This window comes from Bacteroidales bacterium (genome assembly GCA_035342335.1).
Lineage (GTDB): Bacteria > Bacteroidota > Bacteroidia > Bacteroidales > JAGONC01 > JAGONC01.
Genome location: DAOQWY010000016.1, coordinates 15,962 through 34,317, shown reverse-complemented (window position 1 = coordinate 34,317; position 18,356 = coordinate 15,962). Strand labels below are relative to the sequence as shown.

Annotated in this window: 2 protein-coding genes and 1 tRNA gene; 2 read left to right on the top strand and 1 reads right to left on the bottom strand. The window is 51.1% G+C overall.

Features of this window, described 5'->3' with window-relative positions; translation table 11 throughout:
* The first annotated feature begins 181 nt into the window (after positions 1 to 181).
* Together PKI34_09100 and PKI34_09095 are read left to right on the top strand one after the other, a co-directional pair.
* Positions 182 to 9,802 carry a YDG domain-containing protein gene (locus PKI34_09100; GenBank protein ID HNS17962.1) on the top strand — a complete coding sequence of 3,207 codons (9,621 nt, stop codon included), beginning with the start codon at positions 182 to 184 and terminating at the stop codon, positions 9,800 to 9,802.
* 171 nt (positions 9,803 to 9,973) lie between these two features.
* Positions 9,974 to 18,199, top strand: coding sequence for a T9SS type A sorting domain-containing protein (locus tag PKI34_09095; GenBank protein ID HNS17961.1), 8,226 nt, complete (start codon positions 9,974 to 9,976; stop codon positions 18,197 to 18,199).
* 55 nt (positions 18,200 to 18,254) lie between these two features.
* Here the strand turns inward: PKI34_09095 and PKI34_09090 are convergent.
* Positions 18,255 to 18,327 (bottom strand) — tRNA-Lys (locus tag PKI34_09090).
* Positions 18,328 to 18,356: the final 29 nt, after the last annotated feature.

Below are 18,356 nucleotides of genomic sequence, written 5' to 3'. Positions count from 1 at the left end.
ATGAAAGTGGAGTTTACAGGGGTCAGCGAAAGAAAGGTTCCAATGATTTTCAGCAGTCCAGCCGTTTTGAAAGGATGCTGTCTTTCATCTTTGCGGAACCTGTCGGCTCCTGATTTCAGTTTCATCCTCTCGATATAATAATTTTTTGCGAAACAATTATTCATTAAACAACTTATTTTTTATGGAAACAATTTACAAACCAAAAAGATTGAGACGTGCCGGAGCGGTTATCGCAGCCCTTTTCACGATACTGCTTCTTAGCTCTTATGTTGCCGAGGCTCAGCTTCAAACCAGTCTCTATGTAGACATTGAGTGCTATGGCATCGTTAAAGCCAAGAATCCCGGTGACATTGAGGTTGTCGACGGGTACTTTAACGGGCCCTCGATCTGTGACGCTCCTCTGCTGGGCGAAAACGACGAGATCTGGGCACTGAAACCTGTTGCTTCAACCGGGTATTCTTTTGTCGGTTGGGCAACAACAGGGTATGACACCCCCCTGCCATACACGTTGGGTCCGCCACCTTATCCCCTGACCGGTAACCCCGATCCGGAAGGATTTACGTGGGCCATTACGATGGCAGGCGACAAACACGTCAAAGCAATTTTCGAAATGAATGATCTCCCGGATCCGGGTATGTTTATGTCCGACGGTTTTTCGATCAGGACCATACCGGGAACCGATGATGATGCGAAAGGTACACCTCTCATTGTGCCTTTGACAGCAACTTATCCCACCATCCCTGACAATGCCTATCCGGGTGTCAGGGCAGATGCCTTGTTAAGTACCGACCGCGAAGGCGGTTTCTCCGGTCTGAGAATACTGGATATCTCCCCTGCACCGGGAGTGGTTGGAACCATTGACCTGGGTACTGTAGCAGGTGTATATGGTGTATATGGAAATGATATCCTGCTCAGTGATATTTTTGATCTTGTAACGGTACCAAGCGACTTCATCGCTCCATTGCTTGAAGATGAAAGTGGTAAGACCATCAACTGGGTATTTACATTCGATGGGTTCATGGAAGCGGAAACCTTTACCGTAACCGTTTCTACCATAGCCTATAAGGATGCTGCTCTTGAATTCGGGGATGAATTGTGCGAGACCGTACTTGCATCCAGCGAATTCGATATCGAAGTGGCTGATGTTGAACAAACATTCACACCAGAACTTTCACCGATCATAGAATGTGGTGGTCCGTTCGAATTCTCCACTACCATCACCTATCCCACCATCTATAAGGTTGACCTGGCAGGCGAAATCCTGGCCAACGCCATTCTGAAGACCGACAAGGCCATTCCTGCCGGTGCAACGATCACCTGGACCTACACCCAGACCCCCGGCGGAAGCTTCGGTCCGGCAGTCTTTACAGTTGGTGTCGGAGGTATTCCGGCGAACACGCCTGTTTATTTGTCGAATGTTGTTGTGAACTCAGTTCCTGCCGGAGTGGCGCCAACACCGCTGCTTGGCCATAGTGAACTCGATATTGAATGGGAGTTTTCCATTGCCAACCTGCCATCGGGCAGCTACAACCTGACGGTACAGCCCATTGTTCAGCTGAATGCCGTTGATTATCCCTACGGTGAAGTGCTGAGCGTTGAGCTGATCAACCTGGATATCACTGCAAGTGTGAACATTGGCCCAACCGCGATCAGTGCCGTGACCAAGGCCCCGATCATTGTACCGGTCACCACGACGTTGGCTGCTCCTTTTTCAGCAGACCACGCGGGTATCATGCTCGATGGAAGAATTACCAAAACATCGGGTAACTTCCCATCAGGAATGGTGCTTTTGGGAGCCAGGTATGGTGCAACCAATCCTCCGACCAACACTATCACGATTATCGATGGTGTCCTCGGCGGAACATCCGGTAAGAAGTTCAGCCAGATGTTTGGTAGTCCGTTGATCTACCCGTACGATCTGACTGCAATTTCAGGTACGACTCTTTACTGGGAATTCGATATCGAAGGAGTTTCAGCTCCGGTTACCTTTGACATGGATGTTGAGCTGTTTACCTACTATGGCACCTCGCCCATCTGTATCGTTGGTACCGACAATGTTGACATTACCTTTGCCAATGCATCCTTTACGGCTACAACGCCCAATGACTATGTGTGCCTGAACGATATCATTCCCATAACGGTTACCTTCGATTTCCCGGCCATCGCCAGTATCGAACCCACAGCGTATGATATCTATACGGATGTCGTGATCAAGAATACGGCCCACGAAATTCCGGCCGGAACAACGATTGACTGGCACTATGGCGCCACCGCCAGTGGACTCTTCACGGTGGGAACAGCCCTGCCCGTGAATACGGAAACGATGTTGTCAGCCATCATCGCAGGCTCCACCAGCAAGGTGGGTACGGTACCTGACAAACTGATCAATGCAGTGGATGTTGCCTGGACCTTCAACTTCGTCATCCCCGGCAACTATGATCCGCCAACGGATCTGACCGGCGCAGCGAACAAGGGCGACTATACCCTGAACTTCAAGCCGATCGTCAAGCTGTTCGCGTATCCGAATTTCGTATACATGACCTCTCCTGACAGCAGGAATGTCAGCTTCACCATTGGTACCTATGCACTGACGATGGCGGCGGAACCCGATTATGCCGGAACAACAAATCCGGAAATTCCGGGACCTTACAACATTGGCTGTGGTACCCTGGTAAAAGTAATCGCAACACCTTCGGTGCTCGGTGGCTATTTCTTCGATGAATGGACGAGCGAAACGGACTGCGAAGAACCAGAAGGCCGTGACATACCTGCCTATGATAATTTTGCCGACTATGAAGCCAACCCGACCTGGTACAGGATGCCTCCGTGCAATGCCGAGGTAACCGCCCACTTCGACCAGGAAGAATATGAATTCGTTATCGGAGTTGCAGGTTGCGGACAGAAAGTGATCGTGTGGACCGACGGCGGAAGCACACCGTTCGAATTGACCGGTAACCGCGAGTGCGCCGATATCGAGCCCACCAGCGGCACCTTCCTCACCTTCACCCACGGTGAAACCGTTCTCCTCGAAGTCATCCCCACCACAGGCTGGACCTGGGGCGAATGGATCTTCTGCGATCCGGCTGATGACGGAGAACCCTTGGGGGATCCCGACTTTACCTATATAGGTTTGAACGATGCCGGACATCATGTTTATGAACTGGTGTTCCGCAGCGATAAGGAACTGAAGGCCCTCTTCCGTAAGAACCTTACGGCAAACATCGTCATCAACAACAAGATCTATGACGGAACGACTACTGCAACCATTGACCAGGAAGCCAGTACACTTACCGGTTATTCGACAACCTGCCCTGGCTATGACTGTACGGTTGATTTCGACTGGGTTGGCGTTGTGGCAAACTTTATTGATGAAAATACCACCTGGAACGGAACGATCTATCTCACCAAACAGGTGAACATCACAGGTCTGGAGCTCACAGGTATCGATGATTGCTACTACATCCTTGGCGCTACCACCTATGATCCGTTAACGGGTTATGGTGTTCCCGGCAGCACAGCGACCTCCGCAGCCAAGATCTTCCGCAAATGTGTGGATGTTTATGCAAAAGCTGATAATAAGATCTACGACGGAAATACCAATGCCGTTGTCAGCAAGAATGAACCTACACCTTATGATGGAGTAAACGATGGCTTCAAGGGATTCCTGGCTGGCGATAACGTTTCAGGTACCATTAATCCGGCCGGCACCTTTGCCAGCAAGAACATTGGTACGTGGAACGTAACTTACTCAGCCACCCTGAGCGGAACAGACGCTCCGAACTATGTGCTCAACTGTCCGGAAGGCGCCGGATATCCGGTGATACAGGCTACGATCAGCTGCAAATGGCTGACACTGCCCAACATCGTGATCGCCGACAAGCAATTTAACGGACAGGTTGAAGCAACTGTGTTATCCTATGGTGCATTGTCAGGACTCATTGCGGGTGAAACACTGGTTTACGTGACTCCGGCCGATCCGGCTGACGCGGAAGCCTACTTTGTGAATCCCTGGGTTGAAGATGACAAGGATGTTGAGATTGTAAACCTCGGACTATCCGGGGCACAATCGGGCAACTACTGCATCGGTGATCAAGGCGATGATGATGCCGACATTGTTGCGCCACCTTACGCGATGTTCGATCCGAGCTATCAGCTGAGCTGCGATCCGGAATGCGAACCCGACATTGTTGAAGTCCCCGTTGAAAGGACCTTTACCATTACGTTCAACCAGGATGTCTACAACTATATGGGTCAGCCCCTGCCAACCTCCGGCACCGGTCTGGGTAATTTCATCCGTCTTGAGAAGTACATCGTTGCGGGTGAACCTCCGTGCCACGAGTACATCTATCCTGATCCGGACAATTGGGCAACCGTTCCTTTCTGGTCCATCAGGGCAGGTCGGGTCATCACGGTCTACCCGGGTACACCGGAAAATGAAGTACGTGTTGATCTTCAGTGGAATAACTATTACAGGATCGTGTTTGGCGACATCTGGGCCCATAACAACATAACAGGTGATTTCCAGAGAGTAGAATACCGTCTTGATCAGGATGATTATGAGTTTGACGAAGAAGCCGCGTGTGCTTTCGAGCTTTCACGTCAGATCATCTTCAAGACCATTCCGCAGCTGATCTCACCAGTGGTTGAACCATCAGGGTGTGAAGATGTTGAAATTGCATACAATGCACCGATCAAGATCACCTTTGTGAATCCTGTGAAGTACACCAACGGGAATATGATCTCTGACCAGGTAGGTGAACCCACCCATAAGTTCGAGATTTGGGCAAGTCCGAAATACGGTCCGGAAGTATGGAAAAAGGTGATGTTCAAGGCCACTGCCTCTGAGTATGAAGAAGCTCTGCCTGGTTACCCGGGTACTTTTGGCCCGACGGTGATCACCCTTGTCCCGGAAGCCTTTGCAGGCAATGAAGAGTACTGGACGCATCCGTACAACCAGATGCTGCACTGCTATAATTATTATGTCCTGTTCCGCGACGGATTCATGGATAACGGAGCCGGCTTCATCGACATGACGGATGGAGGCAGAGTGGCAAGCGACGGACCAGGCGGTGGAGCAGACCTTGTCTGGTCGTGGTGCACCACCTGTAAGTTTGACATCACTGTTAGCTACTCGGCCAACAGCGGGCTGAAATTCCCGCCGAGCTGGGGTGCAGGCGATATCAACAATCTGTTCCTGAAAGAAGGTTCGGCAACACTGAAGAACCTGAACGTGGATGGCAGTGCGTATGGATCCTATGGAAAACAGCTGACCTACAAGGTCAATATGCTGCCTTATCCGCACGTGTATACGTTCAAGTCCAACATTGGTCAGGGGTACCATATCAATAACTGGACAAGAAACCTGACCACCTCGGTGTATTATAAATCCGGTTCAGGATGGAAATATCAGAACACCCTACCCGGTTTGGGATGGGAACTGTTCACCAACCAGAACCAGACACCTGCTGCACCGGCCTGGCCGACATCACATCCGTTCATTGACTGGACAGCCGATCCGGCAGTGCCGTTTGAAGGCTACAGGTTCAATGTGGATTATAACATCAACACCTACAACATCTATGCAAAAGCGGTCCCGTACCAGGACCCCAGCACCAGCGGTGTATCCTGGACAGGCAATACCAATTCATGGGTTGATTATGATACAAAGAACTATACCCACGGCAGTGCTGTTATGATCAAGGCAAAGGCAATGGATGGCTATTACAATACAAGCTGGTCGTATGCACCACCGTCCAGTGGTAAACAGCTGCCCGCTTCCGTACTGGCCACCATCGGACCAAACGATGTGACCAATTACACCTATGATCCTGAACTGCCAGCCAAACCGAACTTTGTAACTCCAAAAGAAGGTTTCATCACCTTTGATATGGTTGGCACGGATCCGGTACACGGCTACACCTATACAGTGGAAGCCAACTTTGCCAAGTTCTACCCGAGAATTGACGTTACGGTCGTTCCGGAAAGCCCTGACTGCAATTATGTAACCTATACGGCACAGTTCGTACAGGGACAGGATTGGGGCATCGTGTTTGCAGCACAGAATTATGCTGTCTTCAAATACGGGACACCTGTGACGCTCGAAACACACGAATGCGAATGCGGATGGATGTTCGATCATTTCGAGGTATGGGATGGAACCATGGTGGGCAGCGAGCGGCACTATGTGCTTTTCACGCCGACCGAATGGATGCCGGTCGAATCGAACCTCGACATCAAGGCCGTCTTCGTAAAGAAGCCGTACCACATCACCGCCGTTACAGATCCTAACACCAAGGGTTCAGTTTTGATCGAAGGTGAAAATTCCGATGGTGACTTTGTACAGCTGATTGATGCTGAAGCTACAGCAGGTGATTACTTCGACTTTGATACACCGCTGACACTGACCGTTTATCCTGAACCAGGATGGGAATGCGTTGGTTTCAACAACGATAATGTCTATCTGGTCGAGGAATACATTGACAGAAGTGTATGGAGCTACATAGTAGGTGACAACGACTGCGAACAGCCCTATGATCTGGTTGCAGAACTGGCATTGAGACAGTATGTGATCAAGGGATTGCCGTATTATAACAATACGCAGAATACGACCGGAGGTAAAGTGACCGGAGCGCCTGCTGGCACAGGATTGAACAAGTTCACAAACAATTCAACCGCTGGCACTGCAATCGGAACGTTCGAGCACTTCCAGCATCCGACGCCATTTACCCTTACAGCTACTGCGAATACCTATTATAAATTATCTCATTGGTATGATGTTGAAAATGGTGTCAGCCTCGGATCAGCCAATCCGCTGAGCCTGCCGATGGTCAATGCTGATCGCACGATCAGGGCAATCTTTGTCGTTGATCTGCCGACCTACGCGCTCACCGTGACGCATGATCCGGAAGTTGCTGGTGATGAATCCGTAACACAGAATGGTTATACAGCTTACGAACCCTATGCGTTCTACAAGCACAACCAGCTGAGCGGATTCCCGTCAGTCATTTCAGTGACAGCCATACCGGAGATCGGTTGGGAATTCGACTACTGGACATCTTCACTGTTCACGGGTAAGAATTATTCGAATCCGTATGTATTCAACATGCCGAACACTGCAGTGACGATGGTAGCCCATTACAAGAAGATCGATTACGAACTTGATCTTGTATGCCGCACATATCTGCGCCCTGTTGATCCGTGCAACTGCAACATCGTTGATTATGGCCTGCTGCTTGAGGATGTGACTCCTGGAAGCGATGGCATCTATAATTTCGGTGATGTTGTCACCCTGAAGGCAACCCCGATCCCCGGCTTCACGTTTGTGAACTGGATGGTCGGTACGCTGAGTGACCTGCCGGGTTGTGGCGAATTAGACAGAGACGGTGGGAACTGCATCCTGACCGGATGGCAGATCGACCCGGTACATGCACCGCGTCCATACCCGCAGACGATGACCTTTACGTACACCATTCCGGCACAGTGGGAAGAAACGGTTGTATTCTATGCTCTTGCAGTTGAAACCGCCTTCCCGCAGTATCCGATCTACTCCCTGACCACATCAGACAATCCTGATGGTTTTGGTAACACCTGGGGTGATGGAAACTATCCGGAAACCGTTGTTGCAATGGTCGATCAGGAGGAAACTACTCCGGGCTGGGGCTTCATGCACTGGGATGTGAATTATACCACTCAAGCTGAAGGTGTTAGCCCACTTGGCATCTACATGGATGAAAATAAGGTTGCCGTTGCTCATTATGAGCTGATCGAGTATGAACTTAACCTTGTTGCCATAGGTTGCGGTTCTGTCTATGCACAGGATTGGGACTATATGTACAATATCGAAGACGACCCGCTGCCAATCTCAGCAGAAGAAGATTGCTGCAACTATGAATTCGTGGGTTGGTTCTATGATTATAACTGCAATGTTCCTGTAACGGATGCTACCGGTACGCCTATCACGGCTCCGAATTTCGGCTGGATTCCTCAGCCTTATGACGTAACCATCTATGGCTTGTTCGAGGAAACCTACTTCGACGTTGAAATAACGATGGCGCGTGATGAGTGCGAAAGCGGACTGCTTCCCGCAGGATGTACTGCCGAAGTCATTTCCGGTTCCGGTCCTTATGCTCTGGATGAGGTTATCACTCTGCTGGCTACCCCGGGACCCGGATATGTATTCGATTACTGGGCAAATCCAATGTGCGAAGTTCTTGTTGAAGATGAGCAGTTCAATCATACGATCCTGTGCGAATGGAATGACTTCGTAGCAGTATTCGATGCCATACCTTATAATGTTACACTGACAGCGAATCCTACTGCCGGTGGTACGGTTGCAGGTGGCGGAATCTATTACATTGGCGACAATGTAACCGTAACTGCTACCCCAACGGTAGGCTGGGTATTCAATGGATGGTATCAGGGAACGACGCTTGTCTCCCCAAATCTGGCGTATAGCTTTGTCATGCCAGCTGCTAACGTAGCGCTTGAGGCGAAGTTTACGATCACTACGGTTACTTTGACTGTGACCATTGATGGACCGTCTTCATGCTCGGTGGTGGTAAAGAATGGTGCGACCGTTCTGACTCCTCCGTACACCGTTAATTACGGAACCGTGTTGACACTCGATCCGGAACCAAACGGACTGTTCCTGAACTGGACCGGTGACCTGACAGGTACGGCAAATCCTGCAAGCCTGACGATGAATGGCAACAAGACCGTTGTCGCTCACTTTGCAGCCTGCGATCCTGTCACCAACCTGGCTTCGACTACGACTGCCAAGACGGCTGAGGTGACCTGGACGACACCTGCCGGACAGACTGCCGAACTTCGCTACAAGAAAGCGGTAGGTGGAACCTGGACGGCATGGGCGGTTGCTGCTTCACCAAAGACGATCACAGGACTCACTCCGGGTACATTGTATAACGTTGAAGTTCGTACTGTTTGTGGTACAGGCATCTATGCTGAAGTAGTTGCAGGTACCTTCACCACCAAACTCCTGGGTGATGTGAACTGCGACGGCTTCCTCACCGTACTTGACGTTCAGATCCTGACCAACTACATCATGGGCAGTCAGGCCTGGACACAGTGTATCGGTGATGGTGGCGATATCAACGGCGACGGACAGATCAACGTACTCGATATTGTTGCCTTGATCAACATCATACTCGGACAGACAGGAAAGGCATCTGTGATGTCGATCCCGGCTGATATCTATCTGGCTTCCGACGGCATCATGTTCAACAGCGACGGAACCGTTTCCGGTCTGCAGTTCGAACTTGAAGGACCGCAGGTCAGCAATCTTAAGCTCACACTGGCCCTTGCAGGCTATGAACTTACTTACTCCGTGGAAGGCAATACCCTTACCGGTATGATCTATAACCTTGACAATGAACCCATACCGGCCGGCATGATCAATCTGATCAGCATGGCAGCGGAAGGAACCATTGAATGGGGTAATGTGATCGGTGCCAACTACGGCGAAAACGAAGTTCAGGTGACCAAGCACGGTGCTCTCAGCGATGCATTCAGCCTGATGGCGTACCCGAACCCCACCAGGGGCGAGATCAACGCACTGTTCAATGTACCGGCCAATGCAAAGGTGAACATTCGTCTGCTCGACTTCTCCGGAAGAGTGATCAGTGAACTTACTGATGCCATCTATGACTACGGTGAGCACCTGATCAACTGGACCGATGCCCAGACCCTGACCACAGGGCTGTACATTCTACAAATGAATGCTATAACAGAAGACGCTTCTCACCAGGTTTACAGGCAGGAAGTGAAAGTAGTAATCATTAAGTAGTTGATAATGAGTCATGTTCCTGATCTTTAATACCTAGATCAAATACCAGTCTGCCGGCCGCCCGCTTCGCGGAGGCCGGCACGCTGGTTCTTAGACCTCTTGAAATCATATAATCCAATTGTGCAGGAACAAGTCAATTCCATAACCTAAGAAACAATTAACACAATAGCCATGAAGATAATACGACTATTATTGATCACCTTGCTTTCATTTAGCAGCTTATTACTGCTGAGCCAAAGCAATGTGTTGAGTCTCAACGACGTTGAAACGGACTGTGGGAGTCCTTTGACGGTGGAAGTCGAGATCACCAATACTGATGCTTTTGCCGGTTTTCAGTTTGACCTTGTCCTGCCAACTGGATTCTCACTCCAGCCAGGTTCACTTGTCCTCTACCGAAATGTTCCTGGCGTTCATAGCGGACTTGCCAACCAAATTGGGAGCAGGGTCCGGGTGCTGGTCTATTCATTTCCAGCCACCGCTTTCAGCGGTAACTCGGGTATCGTTGCTACGTTTATTTTAAATACACCAGCGATTCCCGGAACCTATCCCCTGGAGATCTACGATGTTCCAGGGGCCTATATGCCGACCATCAGTAACCTGCTTGGCCAGAACATCATCACCGGCTGGGAGGACGGCACAGCAACTTTAATCTGTGAACCTCAGGGTTTTGATGTTTCGGTTGGAGTATCACCGGTAGGAGCAGGTACGGTTACAGGTGCAGGTGAATACGATGCAGGTGAACAGGTGACCGTTGCTGCAACTGCAGCTGCAGGTTATCTTTTCGTAAACTGGACCGATGGTGGTGACGTAGTCAGCACCAGCAGCACGTACACCTTTATGATGCCGGCCGAAGACGTAGCCCTGACTGCCAACTTCACTCCTATCCCGACCTATACGGTCACCGTGAACGTGGTCCCGGCAGGAGCCGGATCAGTTACCGGTTCAGGCGTCTATGAAGAGGGTGATCCGGTGACACTGACTGCCTCAGCGGCCGTGGGTTACCTTTTTGTAAACTGGACGGATTCCGAAGGAGTGGTCAGCACGGCCAACCCTTATGCGTTCGCAATGCCCGCCGAGAATCTTGTCCTGACGGCAAATTTTGCAACCGTTCCCACCTTTACGGTCGTCGTCGATATTGTTCCGGTGGGTGCAGGGACAGTAACAGGTGCAGGCGCCTATGAAGAGGGTGAGCAGGTCACGCTGACAGCCTCAGCCGGAACGGGCTACAGCTTTGTAAACTGGACCGAGGATGGAGGAGTCGTCAGTACCGCCAACCCGTATGTATTCGACATGCCGGCTGAGAACCTGTTTCTCACGGCCAATTTTGCTGTCATCCCAACCTACGAAGTGATCCTTGGAGTTGATCCGGCTGGTGCCGGAACTGCCCTGGGCGCAGGGATGTACCAGGAAAATCAGTCTGTTACGGTCATGGCCATGGCCAATCCGGGATATCAGTTCGTGAACTGGACAGATGAAGCGGACATCGTTGTCAGTGCCGCCAATCCGTACGTCTTTCCCATGCCGGACGAAGCCGTAGAACTTACTGCGAATTTTACGGAAGTCACAGAGACATTCGATGTTACGTTCAACATAGATATGACCGGTGCTGCCGGATTCAACCCTGCCACCGATGATGTGTACCTGAGCGGGACATTCAATGGATGGACTGTACCTCCGACTGATCCGGAATATGAAATGTTCCCGGAATCTGCCGGATCGTGGATCTACACACTGACTCTGCAACTTCCCTTTGGAACTTACGAGTACAAGTATTATTATATGGATGGGACCACACCTGTACCAGAAACACTTGTGAATGACAGGATAGCTGTCGTTGAAGATGATATAGAGCTCAATGATGTATGGGGTGCCCTTTCCAATATTGCCATTCTGCACGATGCATCCGTTTACACGGATGCAGACGACATTACGGTCGATCTAGAGATCCTCAACAGCAGTGTATTTGTCGCTTTCCAGTTCGATATTCCCCTGCCGGCCGGTTTCACGTATCAGGCGGGTAGTATAGAATTTTCGGGACGTGAGGCGGATCATACCATAAACGCTGCAGTTCTGGGGGGAAATGTTCTCCGGATCCTGGCTTCCTCGCTGACACAGGCTCCGTTCACAGGCAACAACGGGAATGTATGTTCCTTTGTCCTTGATTTTACGGCAGGCCCGGGGGCCTATCCCATCACGTTCGACCAGGCCATCATCAGTGATGCCCTGATGAACAACGTGCTTACCGGTACGGACAACGGAGTGCTGACGATCCTGCCCCACGTGAATGTGATCCAGGTCGTGGATACCGAGGTGCTGACCGGAAATCCTATGACAGTTCCCGTGGCGATCAACAACACACAGGAATTTGTGGCCTTCCAGTGCACCATTCAGTTGCCTGTTGGGTTCTCCTATGTAACCGGAAGCGTCGTCCTGGATCCTGACAGAGTCGTGGATCATACAATTGTCCCATCCTATAACGGTGCTACGAGGCAATTGACGTTACTAGCCACTTCTCTGACGAATACGCCATTTTTGGGCAATGAAGGTAACATTGCCACGTTCATTGTCAACACACCTCCGAATCCCGGCCCCGATCCCGATTTGTACGATGCTACGATCAGTAATCCCTTCATTTCGGATGCCGATGCCCAGAACATTTGTTCAGGTGTGGACAATGGCGTGCTGACCATTCTGGCACAACAGAATATCATTGAGATCCTGGATGCCTCAGGTCTGTGTAACAGAGACCTCACCATCGAGGTGGCGATCACCAACAGCCAGGAGTTTGCCGGTTTCCAGCTGGATGTTCCTTTACCAGCCGGATTCACATATGTTCCTGGCAGCGTTGCCCTTGATCCTGACCGAAAGGGTGTCAACCATACCATCGTTGGCTCGGTCCTCCCTGGCAACATCCTGCGCATCATCAGCTTTGCGAATCCCAATGAGCTCTTCCTGGGAAATTCGGGAACCATCGCCACTTTTGTGGTCCATACATCCACGATCCCGGGTACCTACCCGGCTCCTGTTGTGAATGGCCACATCAGCGATATAACCGGATTGCTGGAACTGATCACCGGAACCATTGACGGAGAGATTACCATCGAAAACCAGAACCTGTTTATCCTGCACGATGCTTCACAGCTGGTGGATCATCCCGTGACCATTGAAGCAGAAATCGACAATACCCAGGATTTTGTGGCCTTCCAGGCCGACATTGCCATTCCGGCCGGATTTACCTATGTGAACGGAAGCGCAGTGCTGGATGCTGACCGTAAGGTTGATCATGAGATCTTCGCACAGGTCATGCCAGGCAATATTCTCAGGGTGATTGCCTCTTCTCTGACGAATGAACCGTTCTTGGGCTTTAACGGCACAATCTTTACGTTTGTGCTGAACACACCCAATTTGCCCGGTCCCTACAACCTGAATTTCAACACCGTTGCTCCCTATAATATTGTCATTATCAGCAGCCCGGCACCTCCGGTCAACTTGCTGACGGGGACCGACAACGGTGTGATCACACTTTTACCGGATGTCAACTGTCCGGACGATTTCGAAGTGTGTATCGATGCAGAACCGTTCATTTTGACGGGAGGTACACCGGTGGGCGGTATATACACGGGTCCCGGCGTTTCCGGCGGGATGTTCTATCCGGCCATAGCAGGAGCAGGGATCCACGAGATCACCTATACTTATACCTATCCGAACCTGATCAGCGGGTCCTGTACCTTTGAAATCACCGTGAATCCATTACCGGTCGTCACCTGTCCGGAGAATTTCTCCGTATGCCTGGAGGCTGAGCCGTGGATGCTTTACGGCGGACTGCCTGAAGGTGGTGAGTATACTGGCACAGGAGTGAGTGGCGGGATGTTTGATCCGGAAGTGGCAGGCCCGGGTGACCACGTGATCACCTATACCTACACTGATGAAAACACATGCGTCAATTTCTGTACCTTCACCATTCACGTATATGAACTATTTGAAGCCAGCATTGCTGCCGACCAGACCATCTGTTACGATTCTGTTCCGGAAGCTCTGACTTCAACCGTCACTGGTGGAGCAGGGATTTATACGTACCAGTGGTGGATCTATGACGAAGAACCTGTTGAAGAAATCGAAGGGGCCACCGAAGCCACCTATCAGCCTCCGGCATTGTTCGAGACCACGAGCTATGTACTGCAAGTCTTCGACGAATGCGGCATGATCATCACCGATCCGGTGACCATCACGGTCTATGGTGAGTTGCTGGTGACTATTGCTGCTGATCAGACCATTTGTTACGACAGCATTCCGGCTGCACTCACCTCCGTGGTGAGCGGTGGAGCTGAAAACTATATCTATCAGTGGTGGACATACGATGACGGTCCGTTAGCGCCTATCGAAGGAGCCACGGAAGATACGTATCAGCCTCCGGCGTTGCAGGAAACCACAAGCTATGTGCTTCAACTGTTTGACGACTGTGGGATGATCATATCGGATCCTGTGACTATCACAGTATACGATGAGTTCCTGGTGAGCATTGCAGAAGATCAGACCATCTGTTACGATAGCATTCCGGAAGCCCTTACTTCCATCGTCAGCGGTGGTGCGGGTAATTATACCTACCAGTGGTGGATCTATGATGACGGTCCGTTAGCGCCCATTGAGGATGCCACGGAAGATACGTATCAGCCTCCGGCGTTGCAGGAAACCACAAGCTATGTGCTCCAGGTGTTTGACGACTGCGGAATGATCATTACCAATCCGGTAACGATTACCGTATATGAAGAATTGCTCAGTACCATTGCCGCTGACCAGGTCATCTGTTATAATACGGTTCCTGAATTACTGACATCGACCACCACAGGTGGTAATGGCGAATATTTGTATCACTGGGAGCATTCAACCGACGGTGTTGAGTTCCAGGTGATCGAAGGGGCTCATGCTTCAACCTATCAGCCCTCCGCATTGACCCAAACCACTTATTACAGGCTTCTTGTTGACGACACATACGATTGCGGACCCATAACCACCAATATCGTGACCATCACAGTATTGGAGGATCTGGCGGTTACGATTGCCGCTGACCAGGAGATCTGCAATGCATCGCAGCCGGAACCACTGACCTCCGAGGTAACAGGCGGTGACGGTGAATATACCTATCAATGGCAGATGTCCGAGAATGGTGAAGTATGGACAGCCATTGGCGGAGCCGTGAGCCCTACTTACCAGCCTGGCATTTTGATTGGGACAACCTATTATAATGTTGTCGTTGATGACGGACACGGTTGCGGCCCCGTAACCAGCAATGCTGTTACGATCACCGTGTACGATGTCATCGAAGTTACCATTGCCGCTGACCAGGAGATCTGCAATGCCACGCAGCCAGAACCACTGACCTCTGTGGTGACCGGCGGTGACGGTGCCTATACCTATCTATGGCAGATGTCGGAGGATGGCGAAGTCTGGACAGCCATTGGTGGAGCCATCAGCCCCACTTACGAACCTGGCATTCTGATCGGGACTACCTATTATAATGTCGTTGTTGACGACGGACACGGTTGCGGTCCTGTAATCAGCAATACCGTTACGATTATCGTATATGACGTTCTGGCAGGCAGTATCGCGGAAGATCAGGTCATCTGCTACAATACGGCACCAGAGCTTCTTACCTCTACGGTAACCGGTGGTGCGGGCGACTACGAGTATCAGTGGCAGGTGTTCATCGAAGGTGAAGAGGAATTTGAAGATGACTACAGCTATGGCTATCCTGACCTGACAGATCCTTATGCCTATGAGTCCGATTCGTGGATTGAAATCGGATGGGCGCAGAATGTAGTCCCGCCGGCAGAAGATGTGGTTGTTGCCAATGTTAAGGTAACGGCCGACCAGATCTGTTCCGATTACTGGTACAGCGAAGTTTCCATGTACCTGAAATCCCCTGCGGGAACATCAGTCCTGATCTGGAGTGGTTTTGCCAATAACGGATGCACCACTGATTTCGTCTTCACGACTGACGCATTCGATGGCGAGCAATCTGCCGGACAATGGCTGGTCTACTTTATTGACAGCTATGGTGATGGCGGTGGCACAGCCGTTGGTGTGGAGGTGACCATTGAGTACACCTATATCATCAGCGGTGTCTGGATGGATATCACCGGTGCCACAGGAGCAACTTACCAGCCTGGCGTACTGACCGACACAACCATGTACAAATTGTACGTGACGGATTATTGTGGAGAGATCTTCACCGAGCCGGTGACGATCAGCGTAACTCCGCTGCCAACAGCCGATGCCGGTGAAGATGACGAATTCTGTGAAAACCAGTCCTACACACTGAACGGAACAGCCACCAACTACAGTTCGGTGCTGTGGACGACAGCAGGTGACGGTACGTTTGACGACGCCACGCTGCTTGCTGCGACCTATACACCAGGTGATGCCGATATCGTTGACGGTGAAGTGGTGCTGACCCTGACTGCGTTTGCAATGAATGAGTGCCCGGATGTAGCTATAGATCAAGTTACTCTTGAAATCGGATTGCTTCCCACTGTGAATGCCGGAGATGACGGAGTTGCCTGTGAAGACGGCTACTATCAGACACTGGGTTGGACAACCAATGCATGGACCACACTCTGGACAACTTCAGGAGACGGTTATTTTGTCGATCCGACTTCCACCTTTACGCAGTACTGGCCCGGCAGTGCGGACATTGCCGCCGGATCTGCCGTTCTGACGCTGACAGCAAATCCTGTTCCTCCGTGTACAGAACCCGTGAGCGATCAGGTTGTTGTTACCTTTGTTGAGCAGCCAACCGCCAATGCTGGTCCGAATGCCACAATCTGTGGCACAGGAACGCATACGCTCAATGGCACTGCAGCGAATTACAGCAGTCTTACCTGGACGACATCGGGAGATGGCACCTTCAGCAATACGCATATTCTGAATCCTGTCTATACACCGGGTGCCGGTGATATTGCCAGCGGTTCAGCCACGCTGACACTGACGGCTTATGCGATTGCCCCGTGCTCCAATAATGCAACGGATGCCATGACCCTGACCATCATCGGCGTGCCTCAGGCCTTTGCAGGCCCGGACGGCGCTGTTTGCGCGGGCAATGACTATGTGCTGAACGGAGCCACTGCTTCAGGTTATGGCTCCCTGCTGTGGACAACAAGCGGTTCAGGTACCTTTGTCAATCCGAACATGATCGTGGCAACCTATCAGCCGAGTGCGGGTGATATTGCCGACGGCGTGGTCGTTTTGACACTGACTGCCTATGCACAGCCTCCATGCGGAGGTATGGCAACCGATGCCATGACACTGACGATCACCACAGCACCGTCAGCCTTTGCGGGTGACGATTTCGCCATCTGTTCAACGGAAGAAGCACAACTGGAAGGTACAGCGGATAATTACGCATCCTTGAAATGGACCTCTTCAGGCGACGGAACCTTCAGCAATGCCAATATTCTGGATCCGGTCTACACACCGGGTACCCTTGACTTGCTGGCAGGAACGGTTGACCTGACGCTGACAGCTTACGCCGAGGCACCTTGCGGTGAAGACGCTACGGATCAGCTTGTCCTGACCATCGCAGCAGCAGCGTTTGCCAATGCGGGTCCCGATGATAAGATCTGTGCAAATGAACTGTATCAGCTTAGCGGAGTGGCCGGTGGCTTCTTCTACACAGAATGGACTTCTTCAGGCGACGGTAAGTTCAACGACAACACGTTGCTGAACGCCACCTATGAACCCGGTACAAGCGATATCCTTCTGGGTTATGTCAATCTGACGCTGACTGCCTGGCCGATTGATCCGTGTCCGGATCCTGCCAGCGACATGATGGTATTGCTCATTGATCCTATACCGGCTATCCCCGGAATCCCGTCGGGAGCTGATACCGTCTGCGTCCTCACAACGGATACCACCTGGTATCAAACCATCGGAGCCGCAAATGCCCTGTCCTATGTGTGGGATATCTTCCCGGCAGAAGCAGGTACGATCTCCGGGGAGGGTACCATTGGCGTTGTGGATTGGAGCGGTGAATATTTCGGACCGGTCTTCATCAAGGTGAAGGGCGTGAACGATTGCGGTGAGGGTGACTACAGCGATGCCTTGATTGTTGTGGCAGATCCCTGCCCGGGAATTCCAGGCAAACCTGCAGCCGAACTTACCGTGAATGTCTATCCCAACCCGTCGGATGCGAAGTTCAATGTGAAGATAACGAACATCACAGGCAAACTGGAGCTGTCGTTGATGGACATCACCGGTCAGATCCTGAAACAGGAAACGGTCGAAAGCATCAACGGCTTCTACAAGACCGAAATTGACATTGCAACTTATCCCAAGGGAGTTTACTTCCTGAGACTCTACGGAGATGATATCTCCAAGGTGGAGCGTCTCATCCTGCGGTAAGACCGCAAAAAATAAAAAAAGAAGGCATCCGTTCGGGTGCCTTCTTTTTTTATTGTGATCCAGCCGGGATTCGAACCCGGGACCCACGGCTTAAAAGGCCGTTGCTCTACCTGCTGAGCTACTGAATCTCCTTTTTAGAAAAGGTTTGCAAAATTAG